Source organism: Brevundimonas sp. Root1423 (assembly GCF_001426805.1).
In genome coordinates this window covers 263308-284594 of record NZ_LMFL01000045.1, presented here as the reverse complement: position 1 = coordinate 284594, position 21287 = coordinate 263308, and the positions used below count along the sequence as shown (strand labels likewise).

Annotated in this window: 19 protein-coding genes, 3 tRNA genes and 6 pseudogenes; 19 read left to right on the top strand and 9 right to left on the bottom strand. The window is 67.5% G+C overall.

All coding sequences use genetic code 11. The features are described from left to right. Positions 1-18: 18 nt before the first annotated feature. The 4 genes from ASD25_RS23065 to ASD25_RS23050 form a co-directional block, all read right to left on the bottom strand. On the bottom strand, positions 19-417 hold the full coding sequence (locus tag ASD25_RS23065; protein WP_056620807.1) for a DUF1489 domain-containing protein: 399 nt from the start codon (positions 415-417) through the stop codon (positions 19-21). A 9-nt stretch (positions 418-426) separates the two neighbouring features. Continuing rightward, positions 427-2454, bottom strand: a complete 2028-nt coding sequence (locus ASD25_RS23060) for a biotin carboxylase N-terminal domain-containing protein (RefSeq protein ID WP_056620805.1) — start codon at positions 2452-2454, stop codon at positions 427-429. 35 nt (positions 2455-2489) lie between these two features. Further along, on the bottom strand, positions 2490-3611 hold the full coding sequence (locus ASD25_RS23055) for a DUF3667 domain-containing protein (RefSeq protein ID WP_056620803.1): 1122 nt from the start codon (positions 3609-3611) through the stop codon (positions 2490-2492). Between the two features lie 91 nt (positions 3612-3702). Then, positions 3703-4602 carry an enoyl-CoA hydratase-related protein gene (locus ASD25_RS23050; protein ID WP_056620801.1) on the bottom strand — a complete coding sequence of 300 codons (900 nt, stop codon included), beginning with the start codon at positions 4600-4602 and terminating at the stop codon, positions 3703-3705. A 188-nt stretch (positions 4603-4790) separates the two neighbouring features. Here ASD25_RS23050 and ASD25_RS23045 point away from each other — a divergent pair, with 188 nt between their 5' ends. Beyond that, a complete protein-coding gene (locus tag ASD25_RS23045) occupies positions 4791-5063 on the top strand; it encodes a hypothetical protein (RefSeq protein ID WP_156389427.1) in 273 nt (90 codons plus the stop codon). Here the strand turns inward: ASD25_RS23045 and ASD25_RS23040 are convergent. Both ASD25_RS23040 and ASD25_RS23035 read right to left on the bottom strand, forming a co-directional pair. Then, the gene (locus ASD25_RS23040; protein ID WP_056620797.1) at positions 5053-6660 is read right to left on the bottom strand and encodes a carboxyl transferase domain-containing protein; all 1608 of its coding nucleotides are present in this window, start codon (positions 6658-6660) and stop codon (positions 5053-5055) included. The genes ASD25_RS23045 and ASD25_RS23040 overlap by 11 nt on opposite strands. 38 nt (positions 6661-6698) lie before the next feature. Continuing rightward, entirely contained in the window at positions 6699-7400 is a 702-nt protein-coding gene (locus ASD25_RS23035) for a hypothetical protein (RefSeq protein ID WP_056620796.1), read from the bottom strand. 150 nt (positions 7401-7550) lie between these two features. Between ASD25_RS23035 and ASD25_RS23030 the strand changes: the two genes are divergently transcribed. From ASD25_RS23030 to metG, 3 genes are all read left to right on the top strand, one after another. Beyond that, positions 7551-8909, top strand: a complete 1359-nt coding sequence (locus ASD25_RS23030) for an MATE family efflux transporter (RefSeq protein ID WP_056620794.1) — start codon at positions 7551-7553, stop codon at positions 8907-8909. Between the two features lie 45 nt (positions 8910-8954). Continuing rightward, entirely contained in the window at positions 8955-9368 is a 414-nt protein-coding gene (locus ASD25_RS23025; RefSeq protein ID WP_056620792.1) for an MAPEG family protein, read from the top strand. Positions 9369-9438: 70 nt separating this feature from the next. Next, positions 9439-11148 carry a methionine--tRNA ligase gene (gene metG, locus ASD25_RS23020; protein ID WP_056620790.1) on the top strand — a complete coding sequence of 570 codons (1710 nt, stop codon included), beginning with the start codon at positions 9439-9441 and terminating at the stop codon, positions 11146-11148. Positions 11149-11173: 25 nt separating this feature from the next. Here the strand turns inward: metG and ASD25_RS23015 are convergent, their stop codons facing one another. Both ASD25_RS23015 and rlmB read right to left on the bottom strand, forming a co-directional pair. Continuing rightward, the gene (locus ASD25_RS23015; RefSeq protein WP_056620788.1) at positions 11174-12019 is read right to left on the bottom strand and encodes a TerC family protein; all 846 of its coding nucleotides are present in this window, start codon (positions 12017-12019) and stop codon (positions 11174-11176) included. 42 nt (positions 12020-12061) lie between these two features. Continuing rightward, positions 12062-12940, bottom strand: coding sequence for a 23S rRNA (guanosine(2251)-2'-O)-methyltransferase RlmB (gene rlmB, locus ASD25_RS23010; RefSeq protein WP_082572571.1), 879 nt, complete (start codon positions 12938-12940; stop codon positions 12062-12064). A gap of 146 nt (positions 12941-13086) precedes the next feature. On the opposite strand from rlmB, the gene ASD25_RS23005 reads away from it, so the two are divergent. From ASD25_RS23005 to ASD25_RS22990, 6 genes and pseudogenes are all read left to right on the top strand, one after another. Further along, a tRNA-Tyr gene (locus tag ASD25_RS23005) sits at positions 13087-13170 on the top strand. A gap of 76 nt (positions 13171-13246) precedes the next feature. Beyond that, positions 13247-13320, top strand: a tRNA-Gly gene (locus ASD25_RS23000). Positions 13321-13372: 52 nt separating this feature from the next. Beyond that, positions 13373-13470, top strand: a pseudogene (locus ASD25_RS32975) (GTP-binding protein); the annotation flags it as partial. A 53-nt stretch (positions 13471-13523) separates the two neighbouring features. Next, a pseudogene (gene tuf / locus ASD25_RS22995) lies at positions 13524-14386 on the top strand (elongation factor Tu); the annotation flags it as partial. 1 nt (position 14387) lies between these two features. Further along, positions 14388-14822: EF-Tu/IF-2/RF-3 family GTPase (locus tag ASD25_RS32355; RefSeq protein ID WP_255356189.1), on the top strand; the 435-nt coding region annotated here is incomplete at its 5' end. A gap of 151 nt (positions 14823-14973) precedes the next feature. Further along, positions 14974-15471 (top strand): hypothetical protein, encoded by a 498-nt coding sequence (locus ASD25_RS22990; protein WP_056620784.1) that lies wholly within the window; start codon positions 14974-14976, stop codon positions 15469-15471. On the opposite strand, the gene ASD25_RS22985 is transcribed toward ASD25_RS22990, so the two are convergent. After that, complete coding sequence (locus tag ASD25_RS22985) at positions 15472-16761, bottom strand: NAD(P)/FAD-dependent oxidoreductase (RefSeq protein ID WP_082572617.1); 1290 nt, start codon at positions 16759-16761, stop codon at positions 15472-15474. It abuts the gene before it with no gap. Positions 16762-16932: 171 nt separating this feature from the next. Here ASD25_RS22985 and ASD25_RS32880 point away from each other — a divergent pair, with 171 nt between their 5' ends. The 9 genes and pseudogenes from ASD25_RS32880 to rplA all read left to right on the top strand — a co-directional run bounded on the left by ASD25_RS32880 (position 16933) and on the right by rplA (position 21192). Further along, positions 16933-17058 (top strand): hypothetical protein, encoded by a 126-nt coding sequence (locus ASD25_RS32880; RefSeq protein ID WP_255356188.1) that lies wholly within the window; start codon positions 16933-16935, stop codon positions 17056-17058. A gap of 95 nt (positions 17059-17153) precedes the next feature. Continuing rightward, a complete protein-coding gene (locus ASD25_RS22980; protein WP_200943695.1) occupies positions 17154-18488 on the top strand; it encodes a hemolysin family protein in 1335 nt (444 codons plus the stop codon). Positions 18489-18600: 112 nt separating this feature from the next. Then, positions 18601-18676: transfer RNA gene (locus tag ASD25_RS22975), tRNA-Trp, on the top strand. 64 nt (positions 18677-18740) lie between these two features. After that, positions 18741-19031 (top strand): preprotein translocase subunit SecE, encoded by a 291-nt coding sequence (gene secE / locus ASD25_RS22970; RefSeq protein ID WP_056620782.1) that lies wholly within the window; start codon positions 18741-18743, stop codon positions 19029-19031. 13 nt (positions 19032-19044) lie between these two features. After that, a pseudogene (locus tag ASD25_RS22965) lies at positions 19045-19343 on the top strand (transcription termination/antitermination NusG family protein); the annotation flags it as partial. A 66-nt stretch (positions 19344-19409) separates the two neighbouring features. Further along, positions 19410-19814 (top strand): annotated as a pseudogene (nusG, locus tag ASD25_RS22960) (transcription termination/antitermination protein NusG); the annotation flags it as partial. Between the two features lies 1 nt (position 19815). Beyond that, positions 19816-19977: KOW motif-containing protein (locus ASD25_RS29725; RefSeq protein ID WP_235562878.1), on the top strand; the 162-nt coding region annotated here is incomplete at its 5' end. Positions 19978-20178: 201 nt separating this feature from the next. Further along, positions 20179-20529 (top strand): annotated as a pseudogene (gene rplK, locus ASD25_RS22955) (50S ribosomal protein L11); the annotation flags it as partial. 4 nt (positions 20530-20533) lie between these two features. Next, positions 20534-21192: pseudogene (gene rplA, locus ASD25_RS22950) on the top strand (50S ribosomal protein L1). Positions 21193-21287 lie beyond the last annotated feature (95 nt).

Genomic DNA, 21287 nt, shown 5'->3' with positions numbered 1-21287 from the left:
CGCGGGCGGCGGTAGCCCTCACCACGCCCCCATCTCGCGTAGCTGTTTCGCCAGTTCGGGCGGCACCTCGCCGGCGTCGAGGGTCGACAGGTCCATCGGCGCGTCCTTGGGTTCCAGATAGCGCCAGCCCTGGAAGGGGCGGCGGGCCTGGGGCGCGGTGCGGATCACCTCGGGCGACAGCTTGATCAGGCAGTGGGACGTCTTGCCCTCCCCCTTTGTCGAGACGTCGAGGATCGGCATGCGGCAGGTGACCGACCCCTTCATGACCCAGAACAGCGAGCCGCCGTCCTCGAGTTCGGACGCGCGCTTGGGCGTCATGCGGGTGTTGACCGTCAGCCATTCGCCCTTGGCGGCGCGGCGTTCCAGCGTCTCCACCCTGGCGACGCCGACGCACAGCTTGATCATGTGGAGAGGCATGGGCGGGATTTAGTCAGCCGCCGTGACGACCGCCAGCACCGTATCCGCTGAAACCTGATCGCCGACCGCCACGCCGATCTCGCCGACGACGCCGTCGAAAGGCGCGACGAGGGCGTGCTCCATCTTCATGGCTTCCAGCACCACCACCGGCTGGCCCCTGGTCACCGTGTCGCCGGGTTTGGCCGGCGTAGCGACGATCTTGCCGGGCATGGGCGCCCGCAGGGAGCCGTCTGAGGCCGCGGAATGACCCGACCCTCCGCCATGCGTCAGCCGACCGTAGGGCCAGGCCTGGCCGTCGAGGAACAGAACCGACAGGTCGTCGTCCACCTCGACCGAGGCGTCCTCCCCGGTCACCGCGTCGTCCAGCACCACCTGGCCGCCGGCCACGGCGCCTGCGCCCCAGGTGCGGTCGCCGGTCTTGACCTCCCACCAGGTGTCGCCGTCCATGGCGCGGAATTCGGCCTCGACCGGCTGATCGGCGACGGCCATCGATCGTCTGAAATACCCCGGACCGTTGAGGCGGAAGCCGAACAGGGCGTGGGACGATGAGCGCCAGATCTCCTGCCCGTCGCCGTATATCTTCGTGCGGTAGTAGTCGTCCTTGTCGGCCTGGGCCGCGAAGGCGGCCGCGATCACCGCTTCGGGGATTTCGGTGCTGATCAGCGACGCTTCCTCGGCGGCGATGAAGCCGGTGTCCACGTCGCCGGCGACGAAGCGCGGGTGTTCGAGGCAGCGCGACAGGAAGGCGGCGTTGGTGCGGACGGGCCAGACCTCGACCTGACGGCAGGCCGCGGCCAGCCGTTCGGCCGCCTCGGTCCGGGTGTCGGCGTGGGCGATGATCTTGGAGATCATGGGGTCGTAGAATTGGCTGACCTCGCCGCCTTCCTCGACGCCGGTGTCGACCCGCACGTCATGGGGCGCCCGGTAGTTGTCCGGGTTGGGCATCAGGAAATGGTCCAGCCGGCCGATGCTGGGGAGGAAACCGTTGGCGGGATCCTCGGCGTACAGCCGCGCCTCCATGGCCCAGCCGTTCAGGGGGATGTCTTCCTGTTTCAGCGGGATGGGCTCGCCCGCGGCGACGCGGAACTGCCATTCGACCAGATCGACGCCGGTGACGGCCTCGGTGACCGGGTGCTCGACCTGCAGCCGGGTGTTCATCTCCATGAACCAGATGCGGTCGGCCTTCAGCCCGTCAGAGGCGTCGGCGATGAATTCGATGGTCCCGGCGCCCTCGTAGTTCACGGCGCGGGCGGCGCGGACGGCGGCGTCGGTGACGGCCGCGCGGGTGGCGGCGTCCATGCCGGGGGCCGGAGCCTCCTCGATCACCTTCTGGTGGCGGCGCTGCAGGGAGCAGTCGCGCTCGTACAGGTGGACGGCGTTTCCGTGCTGGTCCCCGAAGACCTGCACCTCGATGTGGCGCGGGCGGGTGATATAGCTCTCGATCAGGACGCGGGGGTCGCCGAAGGACGACTGGCCCTCGCGCTGGGCCGAGGCGAGGCCGTCGGCGAAGTCCTCGGCGCGGTCGACCTTCTTCATGCCCTTGCCGCCGCCGCCGGCGACGGCCTTGATCAGGACCGGATAGCCGATGCGGGCTGCCTCGGCGGTCAGGGTCTCGAGCGACTGGTCCTCGCCCTGGTAGCCCGGGGTGACCGGCACGCCGGCCTCGATCATCAGCTTCTTGGCGGCGTCCTTCAGGCCCATGGCGCGGATCGACGCCGGTTTGGGCCCGATCCAGACGATCCCCGCGGCCGCGACGGCCTCGGCGAAGTCGGCGTTCTCGGACAGGAAACCGTAGCCGGGGTGGATGGCCTCGGCGCCCGTGGCCTTCGCGGCGGCCAGAACCTTGGCGGCGTCGAGATAGCTCTCGCGCGCCGGGGCCGGGCCGATCAGCACCGCCTCGTCGGCCTCGCGCACATGCAGGGCCCCGGCGTCGGCCTCGGAATAGACGGCGATCGTGCGGATGCCCATGCGACGGGCGGTGCGGAAGACGCGGCAGGCGATCTCGCCGCGATTGGCGACCAGGACGGATTTGAACATGAAGTCTCTCTAGCCGCTGACCGCCGCCGCCGCCATCAGTGTCCGGCCATCTCGTTGAAGCCGAGGTAGAGCCACAGCAGCGCAAGCAGGCTGAAGGTGATCGTCGTCAGGGTGAACAGGACGAACATCCGGGCGAGGGTTCCGAAGACGCTGCGCTGATAGGCGCCCTTCATGTGCACGAACAGATGCACCGGGGCCAGCCACAGCAGCCACCACGCCAGCGGGGTCAGCACGCTCAGCGCCATGGTCACGATCAGAAGCAGCAGCTGGAATGACAGCGAGTGCATCGAGAAGATGACGTGGTCGAAGACGTAGAAACGCCGGTTGAAGGCGAACAGCAGGGTCAGCATCAGGGCCGAGACGGGCAGGGCCAGAATGGCGACGCGATGGGCCCAGATCTCGAGGATCAGGGCGAACCGTTCGGGGTCGTCCTTGATGGCGGCCTGACGGGTCTCGATCCATTTCTTGAAATCGCGAAGCTTCTCCGCGTCGTCCCCGTCCTCCATCCTTGGCGCTTCGGCGGCGTTGGCCTGCGCCTGTTGGGTGACGTCGGCGGCGAGGTTGCGGCTGAAGCTGGCCCAGTCGCCGCGGGCGGCCGCGATCTGGGTGCGTTTCTCGGCCTCGCTCAGGTCGGGATCAGCCATCACCTCGCGCTCGAACTCGGCCATGGCTTCGCTGCCCGGCGTCACCACGCGGCCGTTGTATTTGAACGTCGGAGCGGCGCCGACGGAGGCGGGCGCATCGTGGCCGCCGTCAGAGCTTTCGTGCTTGTTCTCACCCGCCTTCATGGCCGCGTGGCCCACGAAGAAGGCGATCAGCAGGATGACCAGGAACATGCGGAAGGGCGCGACCTGGGAGGCGCGCTTGCCCTCCATATAGTCGCGTGTCAGCTTGCCGGGCCGACGGATCAGGTTTGGCAGGGTGGTGAAGAGGCGGCCGTCGAGGTGCAGCAGGCTTTCGACCGCCTCGACCGTCAGCTTCCAGACCGACTTGTGGAAGTCCTCGGCCAGCTGGCCGCACTCATGGCAGTGCGGGCCGGCCAGCGGCGTCTGGCAGTTGGCGCAGGGCGTGCCGGGCGGGATGTCGGCGTGTTCACGCTTCCACTTGAGCCAGCCGCCGCCGGAGGCCAGCGCCGCCGTTTCCAGTTCACCCGACATCAGCGCCCCCCTCTGATTCCTGCCCGACTGGAGCCCGGTTTACGTTTTTCGGGCGGGCCGCGCACCCCCGACCCGCCAAAAATGCCGAGGCTTACAGGGTCCAGGCGGGTTTGCGCTTCTCAAGGAAGGCGCGGACGCCCTCCTGACCCTCGGCCGAGACGCGGGCGCGGGCGATGCGTTTGGCGGTCTCTTCCATCAGGCCATGATCGATCTTGTGGCCGACCACGTCGTTGACCAGCCGTTTGGCGTCGCCCATGGCACCGGGCGCATTGGCGCTGATGCTGTCGGTCAGCATTGAGATGAACTCGTCGACCGAGCCCTCCGGCAGGACCATGTCGATCAGGCCGGCGTGGGCGGCGTAGTCGGCGTCGAAGATGTTGGCCGACAGGAACAGCTGGCGCGCGCGGCGGGGGCCGACGGCCTCGACGACATAGGGGGCGATGGTCGCGGGGATGAGGCCCAGCTTGACCTCGGAGAAGGCGAAGCGGCTGCCCTCGACGGCCACGGCCATGTCGCAGGCGGCGACGATGCCGGCCCCGCCGCCCATGGCCGCGCCCTCGACGACGGCGCAGGTCAGGGCCGGAACGTCGTGCAGGGCCTTCAGCATCTTCGCCAGACCCATGGCGTCGTCGCGGTTGTCACTCTCGGACCAGTCGGCTGCGTCGCGCATCCAGCCCAGGTCCGCGCCCGCGCTGAAGGTGCCGCCCGCGCCGCGGATGAAGACCAGACGCACATTGTCGGCCCCGTGCAGCGTCTCGAACGCCTCGTACAGGGCGGCGATGGTCGGGGCGTCGAAGGCGTTGCGCTTGTCCGGCCGGTTGATGGTGATGAAGACAATGCCGTCGGCGGTGGAGTCGATCTGGACCAGATCGTCATTGGCGTCCGGCGCCGGATCGGCCAGCAGCGGATGGGCGATGGCGTTGATCTCGGCGGCCTCGGCGTCGGTGATGTCGAGGGCGTTGAGGTCGGCTTCCGTGGGCTTGTCGGTCATGGTCGGTCCTTCGGGGAGATGGCCCGATAGTAACGCATGGCTCGCGGAATGGCAGCGACCCATCGTCGATGCCGGGCTCGTTAATTGACAGCGGCGGGAACGGGGGAATTGATCACGACAGGTCAGGAGCCTGTGAGGATGTCATGCCGCACGCGACGCGATCCCGAAAACCCGCCCGCCTGACGCCCGTGAAGGCGAAGCTGGCTGCTGAAATCAGACAACAGCTGGTGGATCAGGGCGGCGCCGCGCATCGCGACGTGGTCATCGGCCGCATCCTGCACCGCAAGGGCCTCAGCGGCCCGGCCGCTGACCGCGCCCGGCGCGCGCTGCTGTCGGCGTTCGAGCTGCATGCGGATGCGGCGAAGGCGTGCGGCGCGCCGCATCTGTTCGCACTGCCGTTCGGGCCGGAGTCACACCGCTGGGCGCTGGACGGTACGGTCAGGCCGCCGTCTACATCCTGAAGACGCCGAAGGTCGTCTCCGGAATCGGGGCGTTCAGCGAGGCGGAGATGGCCAGGGCGAGGACGTCCCGGGTCTGGACCGGATCGATGACGCCGTCGTCCCACAGGCGGGCCGTGGCGTACCAGGGACTGCCCTCGTCCTCGTATTTCTGGCGGACCGGCGCCTTGAAGGCCTCGGCCTGTTCCGGGGTCCAGCTGTCGGCGTCGCGGTGGACGGTGGCGAGCACGGCGGCGGCCTGTTCGCCGCCCATGACGCTGATCCGGCTGTTCGGCCAGGTGAAGAGGAAGCGGGGGGAAAAGGCGCGGCCGCACATGCCGTAGTTGCCGGCCCCGAAGCTGCCGCCGATCAGGATCGTGAACTTGGGCACCTCGGCCGAGGCGACGGCGGTGACCAGCTTGGCGCCGTTCTTGGCGATGCCCTCGGCCTCGTATTTGCCGCCGACCATGAAGCCCGAGATGTTCTGGAGGAAGACCAGCGGGATCTTCCGCTTGCAGGCCAGTTCGATGAAGTGGGCGCCCTTCAGCGCGCTTTCCGAGAACAGCACGCCGTTGTTGGCCAGGATGGCGACCGGATAGCCGTGGATGCGGGCGAAACCGCAGACGAGGGTCGTGCCGTACAGGGCCTTGAACTCGTCGAACTCCGAGCCGTCGACCAGCCGGGCGATTACCTCGCGCACGTCATAGGGAGCGCGCACGTCGTCGGGGATCAGGCCGTACAGCTCCTCGGGGTCATAGGCGGGAGGCCGGGATTCCCGCGTATCCATGTCGACCGACTTCACCGAGTTCAGGCTGTCGACGATGGTGCGGACGATCTCCAGAGCATGGCTGTCGTTCTCGGCGACATAGTCGACCACGCCGGAGCGGCGACCGTGGGTCTCGGCCCCGCCAAGCTCCTCGGCCGAGATGACCTCGCCCGTCGCGGCCTTCACCAGCGGGGGGCCGGCCAGGAAGATGGTGCCCTGGTTTCGGACGATCACGGTCTCGTCGGACATGGCGGGGACATAGGCGCCGCCGGCGGTGCAGCTGCCCATGACGCAGGCGATCTGGGGGATGCCCTTCGCCGACATACGCGCCTGGTTGAAGAAGATGCGGCCGAAGTGATCGCGGTCGGGGAAGACCTCGGCCTGATGCGGCAGGTTGGCCCCGCCGGAGTCCACCAGATAGACGCAGGGCAGGTTGTTTTGTTCAGCTATTTCCTGCGCTCGCAGATGTTTCTTCACAGTCAGGGGGAAGTAGGCGCCGCCCTTCACCGTCGGATCGTTGGCGACGATCATGACCTCGCGGCCCGAGACCCGGCCCACGCCGCAGATCATTCCGGCCCCGGGCGCGCCGTCGGGATCCTTCGCATCGCCGTACATGCCGTTCGCGGTCAGCTGGCCCACTTCGAGGAAGGGCGAGCCGGGGTCCAGCAGGCGATCGACCCGGTCGCGGGGCAGCAGCTTGCCGCGCGAGACGTGCCGGTCGCGGGAGGCGTCAGAGCCGCCGCGCGCGGCCTTGGCCACCCTGGCGTGGAGTTCATCGCGGAGCGCCCGGTTATGGGCGTCCAGGGCCTTGAAGGCGGGGCTGTGCGGATCGATCGCGGAGTTCAGCTTGGGCATGCCGCTGGTGTAGGGGGCTTGCCGCGCCGGGAAAAGCCCTAGCGCTTCCGGAACGCGTAACTGCAGCCCTCGACGGGCGGCGGGACGTCCAGTCCGCCGAAATAGACGCCGTCAATCAACAGTTGATTGTCGCCTTCGACGCGCACCGTTCCCTTCAGCATCAGGTCCGCAGGGACGGTGTTGCCGCGATCGACGGAGAAGCCGATGCGTCCGGCGGCGGGATCGAACTCGACCGCGCCCCAGTAATCCTGACGCACCTCGAAAGGCACGAAGGTGACGGCGAATTTTCCGTCGCTGTTGAACCGCAGCTCGCGCAGGGGGTCTCGCGGGACCGGGCCATGGCAATCGACCGACGTCTGGGACCAGAAGCCGGTCAGGACGGGGCCGTCGGCGGGAGCGATGCGGAAGCGGGTGCGCACGGTCCGGTCGCGGATGGTTCCCGTGATCTCCACGTCGCGGCCGGGCGTGGCCTCGGGTGCGATGACGATCCTGCGGCGCTCCGTATCAATGGTCACGGCCGGATCGGACGACGTCCAGCGGCTGAAACATTTCAACGGGACGGCGACCATGCCGTGCAGCGCTTCGTTGGCGTGCAGCGACAGCTCGCCCCCGGGGCGGCCGGGCGCGATGGCGGCGCCTATGCTCAGGCTGTCGTCATTGCCGTACGCCTCGCACGGCGGTTCCTCGTCCTGAACGGCGGGCGTGGCGATCAGGGCGGCGGCGAACAGCAGTTCCAGCATGGACATAATCCCCGAATGAGGCGGCCGAGGTTCTGCGGCGCGAGCCCGTACGTCAACCACCGGCGCGGCCGCAACACCTGATCCAGCTTATGGGTCTCCGGGGTTTCCTTGGTTGACCTTCAATCGCCGCCGTGGCCTGTCGCCCGTCCCATGATCGGCTTCAACACCCAGACCCGCGCCACCCTGACCGAGCTGCTGCATCTTGCGTGGCCGGTGGTGCTGGCGCGCATCGGCATCATGACCATGGGGCTGACCGACGTGATCGTGGTGGGCAACTATTCGGGGATCGAGCTGGCCTACAGCTCTCTGGCCCTCGCCCCCACGGCCATCATCGTCACCACCGCCGTCGGCCTGATGATGGGGGTGCAGGTCATGACCGCCCGCCTCATCGGCGAAGGCCGGCGCGGGGAGGTCGGCGGCGTGCTGCGCCGGGGCGTGGTGTATTCGATGCAGATCGGCTTCGCCTCGATGATCGGCCTGATCCTGATCGGGCCGTGGGCGCTGAAGCACATGGGTCTGGCGCCGGGGCTGGGCGAGGGGGCCTCGCCGGTGCTGGTGGTCTTCGCCCTGTCCATGCCCGGCTATCTGGTCAGCGTGGCGGCCCAGTTCTTCCTCGAGGCCCTGCACCGGCCCCGCGCAGGCATGTGGGCCATGTGGATCGCCAACGGACTGAACCTGGCGCTGAACCTGCTGCTGGTGCCCGATATCCTCGGCCTGGGCGTGGACGGGGCGATCGCCTCGGCCTGGGCGACCTTCTTCGCCCGGACGTCGCTGGCGGTGTTCCTGCTGGTCTATATCATCCGCCTTCCCGAGGCCCGGGCGCTGGGCGTGTTCCGGCGGCCCGAGCGCAATCCGGCCGACGAGCGCGAGCAGCGCAAGGTCGGCTACGGCGCCGGCAGTTCGTATTTCATCGAGGTCGGGGCCTTCGCCGCCATGACCTTTATCGCCGGCCAGCTGGGCGCGATCGAGACCGCCGCCTGGGCGATCGTGCTGAACGTTTCCGCCATCGTCTTCATGGTGCCGATGGGCCTGTCGGCCGCGACGGCGGTGCTGGTCGGCCGGGCGTACGGGGCGAAGGACGGGCCCGGCGTGTTGCGCGCCGGTCTGGTCGGGATCGGGGTGGTGATCGCCCTGACGCTGGCGGTGGCGCTGTTCGTCTGGCCGGGCGCGCCGCTGATCGCCAGCGCCTACAACCGCGATCCGGAGCTGCTGGCGGTGGTCATTCCCGCGCTGGTCCTGACGACGCTGTTCTTCGTCGCCGACGGCATTCAGGTGGTCTCGGCCTCGGCCAACCGCGCGGCGGGCGACGTCTGGTGGCCGACGATCATGCATTTCGCGGCCTACAGTCTGGTGATGATGCCGCTGGGCTGGTGGTTCGCGCATCAGATCGGCGTCGATGGCCTCGTCTGGGCCGTGATCATCGCCAGTCTGGTGTCGTCGGTGTTGCTGACGGGGCGGTTCGTGCGCGTGGCGCGGCGTCTGGAGGCGCGCCAGCAAGCGTTGCCATAAAGGACGATCCGGAAGACAGTATCGTTTCGAAACGGAGTACTGTCGGTGTCGCTTGTCATCCCCTTCCTCGTCCAGATCGCCCTTACCCTCGCCACCACCGTCCTGCTGGCCGGCGCCCGCTGGGGCGCGCTGAAGCGCCGGGAGGTGCGGATGAGCGCCATCGCCATATCGAATGACGCCTGGCCGAAGCCGGTGCGGCTGCTGACCAACAACTACGCCAACCAGTTCGAGAGCCCGGTCCTGTTCTACGCCCTGATCCTGATGGCGCTGCATCTGGGCGCCACGGGGATCGGCATGGTCGTCGCGGCCTGGGTGTTTGTCGCCAGCCGGATCGGTCACAGCCTCGTGCATCTGAACGGGAACAACGTCCGGCGGCGGTTCTATGTGTTCGGAGCGGGCGTCTTCGCCCTGGCCGCCATGGCGGCCCAACTGGCCCTCGCGATCGTCAGCGCGCCCTGAACGCACGGCTTGAGGTGACGCCAGCGGCCCGGCCCTCTATATCCGTCCGCTCCCCAAGTTCTGGATTCCCATGGCCCGCATCCTCATCACCTCGGCGCTGCCGTACATCAACGGCATCAAGCATCTGGGGAATCTGGCGGGCTCGATGCTGCCGGCGGACGTCTATGCGCGCTTCAAGCGGGCGCAGGGCCATGAGGTCCTCTACATCTGCGCCACCGACGAGCACGGCACCCCGGCCGAACTGGCGGCCGCCGCGGCCGGTCAGGACGTGCGCACCTATTGCGACGAGCAGCACGAGGTCCAGAAGGCCGCCGGGCGGGCTTTCGGCCTCAGCTACGACTGGTTCGGCCGGTCCTCGAACGCCCCCAACCAGCGCCTGACCCAGCATTTCGCAAACGTGCTGGAGAAGAATGGTCTGATCGAGGAGCGCGTCGACCGGATGATCTATTCCGTCGACGACGCCCGCTTCCTGCCGGACCGCTATGTCGAGGGCACCTGCCCGCACTGCGCCCACGTCGGTGCGCGCGGAGACCAGTGCGACAACTGCGGCCGGCTGCTGGACCCGACCGACCTGATCGATCCGTATTCGGCGGTGTCGGGCTCGCGGAACCTCGAGGTCCGGGACACGCGCCACCTGTATCTGCTGCAGACGAAGCTGGCCGACCGCATCCGCGCGTGGATCGGGTCGAAGGGCGACTGGCAAACGCTGGCGCGCTCCATCGCCCTGAAGCATCTCGACGAGGGCCTGATCGACCGGGGCATCACGCGCGACCTGAAATGGGGCGTGCCGGTGGTGGGTCCTGACGGCGGACCGCGTCCGGGCATGGAGGGCAAGGTCTTCTACGTCTGGTTCGACGCCCCCATCGAATACATCGGCGCGACCGAGGAATGGGCCGATGCGACGGGTGGAACCTGGCGCAACTGGTGGCGAACGGACGAGGGGGCGGACGACGTGCGCTACGTCCAGTTCATGGGCAAGGACAACGTCGCCTTCCACACCGTCAGCTTCCCGGCGACCATTCTGGGCTCGGGCGAGCCGTGGAAGACGGTGGACACGCTCAAGGCCTTCAACTGGCTGAACTGGTACGGCGGGAAATTCTCGACCAGCCAGAAGCGCGGGGTCTTCATGGATCAGGCGCTGGAGCTGCTGCCCGCCGACTACTGGCGCTGGCACCTGACGGCCTATGGGCCGGAGCATTCCGACGCGGCCTTCACCTGGGAGCAATTCCAGTCGACGACGAACAAGGATCTGGCCGACGTGCTGGGCAATTTCGTCAACCGCATCGTCAAATTCGCCGAGAGCAAGTTCGACGGGCTGGTCCCGGACGCCGGAGAGCCCGGTCCGCTCGAGGCGAAGCTGGAGGCTGATCTGCGCGCGGGCATCGCCGAGGCCACCGCCCAGTTCGAGGCCATGGAGTTCCGCAAGGCCGCGGTCGCCCTGCGCGCCGTCTGGGTGCTGGGCAATGAGTATCTGCAGGAGGCGGCGCCCTGGACCGCCTTCAAGACCGACGTCGAACGCTCGGCGGTCGGGGTGCGCACGGGCCTGAACCTTGTGGCCCTGTTCGCGCGTCTGGCTGCGCCGGTCATGCCGGACTCGGCGGTGAGGATCGCGGCGGCGGTGGGGGCGACGGACCTCAGCTGGCCTTCGGCCGACGCGCCGCTGCTGGACGCCCTGCCGCGCGGTCAGACTGTGGCCGCGGCCGGGGTGCTGTTCACCAAGATCGAGGACGCGCAGGTCGCCGAATGGTCCGGGCGCTTCGGCGGCGCCGAAGCCGCCTGACGGAGAGTCCGTCCCCCGGACCGGCTCAGGCGCCGGGCGGCGGGGCGGGAGCGGGGACCGGAACGGCCGTAACCGGCGGCGCCAGCTGGGCCAGACAGGTCGCTCGGGTCGTCGACGACTCGGCCTTGCAGTATTTGTCGACTTCCTTCTGGCCGATATCCAGCATGGCGGGCACGGCGGCGTTGTGCTGGCCGACGTTGCCGGTGCGGATCACGGTGGAGCGGTAGCCGTCCCAGATCATGTGCAGGGCCACGTACATGACGATCACGAGGCCGAGGTAGCCGATCCAGCGGTAGCGATGCAGCATCTTGGCGATGTAGGTCGCCGCCACGCCCATCAGGGCGATCGACAGGACGAGGCCGAAGACCATGATCCACGGATGGTCGTGCGCCGCGCCGGCGACGGCCAGGACGTTGTCCAGCGACATGGTGATGTCGGCGATCATGATCTGGACCAGGGCCGCGCCGAAGGTCTTGCGCTTCAGGCCCAGTTCCTCGGGCGAGGGGCCCTTGCCGTGCTCGATGCTGAGCGCCAGTTCGAGCTCGCGCTCGGCCTCCGCCTGATCGTGGGTCGCCTGCTCGCGCAGTTCGCGCCACATCTTCCAGCACACCCAGAGCAGCAGCAGGCCCCCGGCCAACATCAGGCCGACGATGGCCAGAAGCTGCACGGTGATCAGGGCGAAGCCGATCCGCATGACCACGGCCGCGATCAGGCCGATCATGATCGCCTTCTTGCGCTGCTCCTGCGGCAGGGCGGCGGCGGCCAGACCGACGGCGACGGCGTTATCGCCGGCCAGCACGAGGTCCATCATGACGACCTTGCCCAGCGCCGAGAGCTGGGAGGCGAGTTCGGGAGACGAGAGAAATTCCATGGGCGGGCTCTAGGGCAGGATCAGTCGGGCTTCAATGCGGGATCAGGCGGTCTGTTTCCGCGACGCCTCATAAAGCGCCACCGCCGCCGCATTGGAGACGTTCAGGCTCTCGAACCCGCCGGGCATGGGGATCTTCGCCAGCACATCGCAGTGCTCGGCCACCAGACGGCGGATGCCGTCGCCTTCCGAGCCCATGACCAGCACGGTCGGACGATTGTCGAGGGCCTGATCCAGCGTCAGCTCGGCCGAGCCGTCCAGACCGACGGCGCGCCAGCCCATGTCGGCCAGCTTCTCCAGCGCGCGGCTGAGATTGGTCACGCGGGCGCAGGGAAGGCGTTCCGTCGCGCCGGCCGAGGCCTTGGCCAGGGCGCCGGCGAGGGCGGGGGAGTGGCGGTCCTGGACGACGATGCCCTTGGCTCCGAAAGCTAGCGCCGAGCGGAAGATGGCGCCGACGTTCTGGGGATCGGTCAGCTGGTCCAGCATGACGATGACGCCGCCTTCGCCTGCGATATCCTCCAGCGCCACGCCTTCCAGCGGCTGGACCTTGAAGGCCAGACCCTGATGCACCGCGCCGGGCGGCAGCATGCGGTCCAGCGCCTGGACCTCGATGATCTCGATCCTGTGGCCGTGGGCCAGTTTGTCCCGCTCCAGCTCGGCGGCGCGGTCGGCGGTCGCCAGCAGCCGGCCCATGCCCTTGCGGGCGGGGTTGGCGAGGGCGGCGACGACCGGATGGCGGCCCCAGACGAAATTGTCGGCGTCGGCTTTCGCCCGCGATGCGCGCGGGGCGGAATCAGAGAAGGCCTTGGGCTTGGGATTGGGGTTCCACCCGCCGCGGTCGGGACCGCCCTCGGGTTTACCCTTGGCGCCCGCTCCGGGCCCGTTGCCCGATTTCCGGTCGTTGCGTTCTGGATTTCTCGACACTATAAGACGCCCTCCGATTTGGAGCCCTGAGGGCTTTCGGGTCTGGCGCCCCTCCTAAACCAGGCGACGCGGGACACCGAGAGCTTTTGTTGTTTCGACGACCGAAAGGTTTGCGAGACATCGGTCCGACGGTTCGAAAACGCGCTGGGGGAATGTCCCGAGCGGCAAAGGGGGGGGACTGTAAATCCCCTGCGTAAGCTTCGCAGGTTCGAGTCCTGCTTCCCCCACCACGCGGTTTCGAAACGAAGGAACGGACCCCATATCGGGTCGGCGGTCGAAGGCTTTCGGGCCCGAGGCCGTCTCCGTGCGGGTATAGTACAATGGTAGTACAGCAGCCTTCCAAGCTGAATATGTCGGTTCGATTCCGTCTACCCGCTCCAGAATTCTTAAGCTGACCCAATTGCCCCTTCCCGGGCCACAGGAGTTTTGGCCATGGCCAAGGAAAAGTTCGAACGTAACAAGCCGCACTGCAACATCGGCACGATCGGTCACGTGGACCACGGCAAGACGACGCTGACGGCTGCGATCACNGAGTTACGGGCCTTGACCACGACCCCCCTGTTCAGGGGACGGAGAGAAGAGAATGGCCAAGGAAAAGTTCGAACGTAACAAGCCGCACTGCAACATCGGCACGATCGGTCACGTGGACCACGGCAAGACGACGCTGACGGCTGCGATCACGATGACGCTGGCCAAGGCCGGCGGCGCCAAGGCGATGGCCTATGCGGACATCGACGCGGCCCCGGAAGAGAAGGCCCGCGGCATCACGATCAACACCGCGCACGTGGAATATGAGACGGCCAACCGTCACTACGCCCACGTCGACTGCCCCGGCCACGCCGACTATGTGAAGAACATGATCACGGGCGCCGCGCAGATGGACGGCGCGATCCTGGTGGTGTCGGCCGCTGACGGCCCGATGCCGCAGACCCGCGAGCACATCCTGCTGGCCCGTCAGGTCGGCGTGCCGGCCCTGGTGGTCTACCTGAACAAGGTCGACCTGGTGGACGACGCCGAGCTGCTGGAGCTGGTCGAGATGGAAGTGCGCGAGCTGCTTTCGTCGTACCAGTTCCCGGGCGACGACATTCCGATCACCGCCGGTTCGGCCAAGGCCGCCACCGACGGCGTGAACCCGGAAATCGGCGAGCAGTCGGTTCTGAAGCTGATGGAAACCGTCGACGCCTACATCCCGCAGCCGGAGCGTCCGGTTGACCTGCCGTTCCTGATGCCGGTGGAAGACGTCTTCTCGATCTCGGGCCGCGGCACCGTGGTCACCGGTCGCGTTGAGCGCGGCATCGTCAAGGTCGGCGAGGAAGTCGAGATCGTCGGCATCCGCCCCGTCCAGAAGACGACCTGCACGGGCGTGGAAATGTTCCGCAAGCTGCTGGACCAGGGCCAGGCGGGCGACAACGTCGGCGTGTTGCTGCGCGGCACCAAGCGTGAGGANGTCCAGAAGACGACCTGCACGGGCGTGGAAATGTTCCGCAAGCTGCTGGACCAGGGCCAGGCGGGCGACAACGTCGGCGTGTTGCTGCGCGGCACCAAGCGTGAGGACGTCGAGCGCGGTCAGGTTCTGTGCAAGCCGGGTTCGATCACCCCGCACACCAAGTTCCTGGCCGAGGCCTACATCCTGACCAAGGAAGAGGGCGGCCGTCACACCCCGTTCTTCACCAACTACCGCCCGCAGTTCTACTTCCGCACCACGGACGTGACCGGCATCGTGCACCTCAAGGAAGGTGTCGAGATGATCATGCCCGGCGACAACGCCGAGCTGAACGTCGAGCTGATCACCCCGATCGCCATGGAAGAGAAGCTGCGCTTCGCCATCCGTGAAGGCGGCCGCACCGTCGGCGCCGGCGTCGTCTCCAAGATCAACGAATAGTCTTCTCGCTGATCTGACGATCTGAATGCGAACGGCCCCCGGAGCGATCCGGGGGCCGTTTTGCTGTTTGGGCGTCCTGTCGCCCCGCTTTGTCGCCCGTCGCTGGCGCGTCCAGCCGGGCCGTGCATAAGCCACGCCGAGGAGCACGCTGATGATCTTGATCGCCCTGGCCATGCAGGCCGCCATTGCGGCGCCGGCGGACTGTTCCGCGGCCGAACATCGCCAGCTCGACTTCTGGCTGGGAAACTGGAGCGTGACGGAGACCGCGACCGGCGCATCCGTCGGACAAAGCCGGATCGAACCGGTCTACAAGGGCTGCGCCCTGCGCGAGACCTATCAGGGCGCTGACGGGTTTGAGGGCGGCAGCACCAGTCTTTGGGACCGCGCCGCCGGCGAATGGGTCCAGTTCGGGACGGGTTCTACGGGCGCGAGGATGCAGTTCACCGGCCGCTGGGACGGTGCGCGTATGAGTCTGATGACCATCCAGAACCGACCGGGCCGGGCGCCGCTGCTGATCCGCATGCGACTGCAGCCGCTGGAAGACGGCGGGGTGCGGCAATGGTCGGACATGTCGAGCGACCATGGCGAGACCTGGCGCGCGCGGTACGACTTTACCTATCGCCGTCCGGCCGACCCTCAAGAGCCGTAATCAGGCCAGCACGCCGCGCACGGCCCGCGCGGCCGCTTCGCCGGACCGGTAAGCCCCGCCGCAGGTCTGGATCAGGCCGCCTGCGACCGCCTCGCCGGCGAAGAAGATGCGGTCGCCGACGGGACGGGCGAGAGCCTCTCGCGCGCCGTAGCGGCCGGGGCTGGCGGCGGCGTAGGCGCCGCGCGTCCACGGATTGGAGGCCCAGGGCGTCAGCGCGCCCTTCACGACCGCGCGCGCGGCGTCAGACCCGAACATCTCGACCAGCCCCTGGGTCGCGAAGTCGACGGCGGCGGCCTCGCCCGCGGCGGACAGCTCCCAGCCGAGATCGCCGCCGACGAAGCCGACCATCAGGTCGCTGGTGAAGGGGAAGCTGAGGAAATAGAGGTCGCGCCGCCCGCGCCGCGCCAGCAGGACGTCGGTGAAGGGTTCGAGGCCAAACCGCTGATTGCGGATCTGCAGCGGGATCTTGGCCAGCATCCCCATGGGAATGTCGGCGATGGCGTCCTGCGTCGGGATGGGCAGGTCAGGCGTGAAGCGGATCGCGCCCGAGGCGAGGACGCCCGTCGAGGCGGTGACGATGACGGCCCGGGTGCGGAGGGAGCCGGCGTCGGTCTCGACCAAGGCGCCCGGGCCGTCCCAGCGGATCCCGCGCACCGGGGTGTTCAGCCTTACGGGCAGATCGCGGCCGCGATGGGCGACGATGGAGCCGTAGCCCTGGGCGCACAGGAAGTTGGGGGCCAGCTCGTCGGCGTTGGCGTAGTCGAAGGTCGACAACTCATCGAGATCGACGGCCATGTCGAGCGCACCGAGATAGTCGCCCGCGGCCTCACTGACCGGCGAGGAAAGATCGACGATGGAGGCGGCCGCGACATCCTCCGGCGCGGCGGTGATGGCCTCGCTCATCGCGTGTTCGGCTTCGTTGACGAGATGGGCGGGGGAGGGCTCGGGGCCCAGCCAGACGCGCTCCAAGTCGTATTCGTGCGCCTGAAGGGTGAAGCCGTTGTCGCGGGCGTAGCCGGTGTACGGATTGTCATCCGCCTTGTGCAGCCAGGCGCAGCCGACATCAAAGGGCGTGCCGAAGGTTGCGGTGTCGGTGAAGGCGCGGCCGCCGATCCGGGCCGCAGCCTCCAGAACGACCACGCTGAGTCCGTCGGCCCGGGCGGTGAGCGCGGCGGCTATGCCCGCCGAGCCCGCGCCGACCACGACCACATCCGGATCGCCGGAGATGCGTGCGGCGCCCAGCGTCGCCGTGCCGGCCAGCCCCAGCAGCGCGGCCCTTCGGGTCAGCATCATGATCTGCTCCTCCCGGGCCGAGACTGACATATCGCCGGTCTGCGCGACAGGGATTCGCGCGTCGGGGGTGCAGGCCGGTTAACGGCCCGCCTTCAGGGGGCAGTCGCTTGCGTGCAACCCCGCACCGGTTCCTACGTTCGGAGCTTCGACGTTAGGAATTGAGTAACCATGCGACGCGCGATCCGTATCGGCCTGTTCATCGGCACCTTCCTGGGCATGTCGGCCTGTGCGGCCATGCCCGACGACGGCGCGCGCGGCCCCTACGGCGCGGTCGAGGTCGGCCGCACCGGGTGACACCGCAAGGAAACCGTGGCGGCGAGGGCGGATTCGCCCTATCATCGGTCCCGCGGACGCCGACTGTCGCGCCGCGCCGGTTCCGCCCCCACTAGATGTTAGCCCTCGCCATCGTCGTCGTTCTGCTCCTCGTGGTGCTCAACGGCCTGTTCGCCATGACCGAGCTGGCGGTCGTTTCCTCGCGCAGATCCAAGCTTCAGAGCCGCGCCGAGCGCGGGGACAAGGGCGCCCGCGCCGCCCTGCGTCTGGCTGAGGACCCCACCCATTTCCTGTCCGCGGTCCAGGTCGGCATCACCCTGATCGGGATTCTGGCGGGCGCCTACGGCCAGGCGGCCATCGGCGGCGAGCTGAACCGGATCATCGAAACCTCGATTCCGGCTCTGGCCCAGTGGTCGCACGTCATCGCCACCGCGATCGTCGTCGTCTTCATCACCTATGTATCGGTGATCGTGGGCGAGCTGGTGCCCAAGCGGCTGGCGCTGATCTTCCCCGAATCGATCGCGTCCAAGATGGCGGCGCCGATCTCGACCCTGTCGGTCGTGCTCAAACCATTCGTGGTTCTGCTGACCGTCTCGACGTCGGGAATCCTCAAGATCATGGGCGTCAAGGACCGCGACGGTTCGGACGTCACCCAGGAAGAGGTCGAGACCATGATCGCCGAGGGCACCTCGGCCGGTCTGATCGAGCCCGAGGAGCAGGAGATGATCGAGGAGATCCTGCGTCTCGGTGACCGCCCCATCCGCGTGGCCATGACGCCGCGTCACGAGGTGTTCTGGGTCGCCCTGGACGACACCGAGGAACAGCTGCGCCAGGAAGTGCGCACATGCCCCTATTCGCGCATCGTCGTGGCGCGCGAGAACGACGTCGATAACCCGCTGGGCGTCGTCCACAAGAAGGACCTGCTGGACAGCCTGCTGGACAATGGCGAGTTCAATATCGAGAAGCACGTCCAGACGCCGGCCTTCATCCCGCAGTCGACGTCGGTACTGAAGGCGCTGGAGATCCTGAAGGCGTCCAAGGTCCACATGGCCTTCCTGGTCGACGAATTCGGCGCCTTCGAGGGCGTGGTGACGGCGACGGACCTGCTGGAAATGATCGCAGGCGACTTCGACGAGGGTCACGACGACGCCGAGGTCAACGTGCGGCAGCGCGAGGACGGCAGCTGGCTGGTCGACGGCCAGACCGACATCGACGAACTGGCCGATACGCTGGGAGAGGATTTTGGCGAGGCCGACGGCTTCCACACCATCGCCGGCCTGGTGCTGCACCAGCTGTCGCGCGTGCCCCACGAGGGCGAGGTGCTGCAACTGGGCCGGTTCGAGGTCGAGATCATCGACATGGACGACCGCCGGATCGACAAGCTGCTGTTCAGGCAGGTGATCAACGCCCAGGACGAGGCGCGGGCCGTCGCGGCGCAGTACGAGGACTGACCGTATCCGTGCTTGAAAACCCCGGCGCGGTCGGGCATACGGCCCGGTCTGGGGAGGCCGAACGCGCCCGGGGGACTTACCCTCTGGCGCGTTGTAGTTTCCACCGGGACCTAGGAGTGTAGCTCAGCTGGTAGAGCATCGGTCTCCAAAACCGAGGGTCGTGGGTTCGAGTCCCTCCACTCCTGCCACTTTTCACTGACGGTGCGGGTCCCCATCTGCATCGTCAGACTGCGTTGAGAACGAGAACCGAGCATGGCCAAGGCCAAGAGCCCTTCGGGGCGCCGTACACAGACCGTCCAGCCCGCCATCGCCGGCGCGGCCGTCGCGGTTGAACCGACTGCGCCGAAGAAGCGGACCTCGATCCCGCAGTTCGCCAGCCAGGTTCGCGCCGAAGGGCGCAAGATCGTGTGGCCGAGCCGCAAGGAAACCTGGATCACCTCAGTGATGGTGTTCATCATGGTTGTCATCGCCGCGATCTTCTTCTTCGTCGTCGACACTGGCCTGGCTTTCCTGTCGCGCATCGTGCTCGCGATCGGCCAGTAAGAAAGATCCCCCAATGACCGACGCAACGCCCAAGCCCGCCGCCAATCCCCGGCACAAGTGGTACATCGTCCACGCCTATTCGAACTTCGAGAAGAAGGTCGCCCAGCACCTGACGGATCAGGCGCGCCAGCAGGGTCTGGAGGATTGCTTCTCCGAAATCCTGGTGCCGACCGAAGACGTCGTCGAGATCCGCCGCGGCCGCAAGGTGAACTCGGAGCGCAAATTCTTCCCCGGCTATGTGCTGGTGAAGATGGAGATGACTGACGACGCCTATCACCTGCCGCGCCGTGATCCATCGGCTCCTTGCGGCGCNGTCCTTCCGCGTTTCGCTCAGGTTGAGCCGTCGGTTGTCGCTCTCAAGGGCGCGCGCACCGTTCAGACGTCGTCGAGATCCGCCGCGGCCGCAAGGTGAACTCGGAGCGCAAATTCTTCCCCGGCTATGTGCTGGTGAAGATGGAGATGACTGACGACGCCTATCACCTGGTCAAGAACACCCCGAAGGTCACGGGCTTCCTGGGCGCCGCGGGCGGCACCAAGCCCCTCCCGGTCTCGGAGCGTGAGGTCCAGAATATCATCGGCCAGGTGGAAGAGGGCGTCGAACGTCCGAAGCCCACCATCCGCTTCGACATCGGCGAGACCGTCAAGGTCATCGACGGCCCGTTCGCCAGCTTCGACGGCCAGGTCGAGAGCGTCGACGAGGACGCGGCGCGCCTGCGGGTCGCGGTGTCCATCTTCGGCCGTCAAGGGCATCGGGCCGCGCATCCGCGATCTCTATGTCGAAGGNGGCGAGACCGTCAAGGTCATCGACGGCCCGTTCGCCAGCTTCGACGGCCAGGTCGAGAGCGTCGACGAGGACGCGGCGCGCCTGCGGGTCGCGGTGTCCATCTTCGGCCGTCCGACGCCGGTCGATCTGGAATACAATCAGGTCGAGAAGAGCGCGAGCTAAGGCTCCGCTTCATCAAGTGTTTCGCAGCGGCGGTCTTCGGGCCGCCGTTTGCTTTTCAGGCCCGTGTTTGCTACACGCGCGCCTCGCTCTGAACAGGGCGGCGTGAGCGATCACGTAAATCCGTGGGAGGCAGCCATGCCAGACCACGGCTCACCGGCCCCGATTGAGTTCGGGGTCATCGTAAGGAGAGACCAATGGCCACTGGGTCAACGCGGCGTGAACATCATGGGCTTCGTCAAGGAGTTCAACGCGCGCACCGAGAAGGAAGTGAAGGGCACCCCCCTGCCGACCGTGATCACGGTCTACCAGGACAAGAGCTTCACCTTCGTCACCAAGACCCCGCCCGCGACCCACTACATCAAGCAGGCCGCCGGCATCACGTCGGGCTCGAAGATGACGGGCCGCGAAGTGGCCGGCAAGATCAAGCGCAGCCAGCTGCGTGAGATCGCCGAAAAGAAGATGAAGGATCTGAACGCGAACGACCTGGACGCCGCGACCAAGATCATCGAAGGCTCGGCTCGCGCCATGGGCCTCAACGTCGTGGAGGGCTAAGCACATGGCCAAGCAAACCAAGCGCGTCAAAGCCCGCACCGGCGACACCGTCGCCCCGATGGGCTTCGCCGAGGCGATCGCCGCCGTCAAAWCCAACGCCACCGCCAAGTTCGACGAGTCGATCGAGATCGCCGTCAACCTGGGCGTTGATCCCCGTCACGCCGACCAGCAGGTCCGCGGCGTCGTGAACCTGCCCTCGGGCACGGGTCGTGACGTCCGGGTGGCTGTGTTCGCGAAGGACGCCAAGGCCGCTGAGGCTCTGGCTGCCGGCGCCGACGTCGTGGGCGCCGAGGATCTGTACGAGAAGATCAACGGCGGCTTCATGGACTTCGACCGCGTCATCGCGTCCCCGGACATGATGGCCCTGGTCGGCCGTCTGGGTAAGGTGCTGGGCCCGCGCGGCCTGATGCCGAACCCGAAGGTCGGCACCGTGACTCCGAACGTCGCCCAGGCCGTCAAGGACGCCAAGGGCGGTGCGGTCGAGTTCCGCGTCGAGAAGGCCGGCATCGCGCACGGCGGCATCGGCAAGGCCTCCTTCACCCAGGAAGCCCTCGAAGCCAGGCCCGTCCGGCCGGCGCCAAGGGCACCTACGTCAAGCGCATCACCCTGTCCTCGACCATGGGACCGGGCTTCAAGATCGACCCGGCGTCGCTGAACGTCTGATCGACCTTTGAACTGCAACGGGAAGGGCGGCGACCGCAGGTCTGCCGCCCTTTTCGTTTGTCCGGGCGCGATCGGGTCGGGACCTGACTTGACAC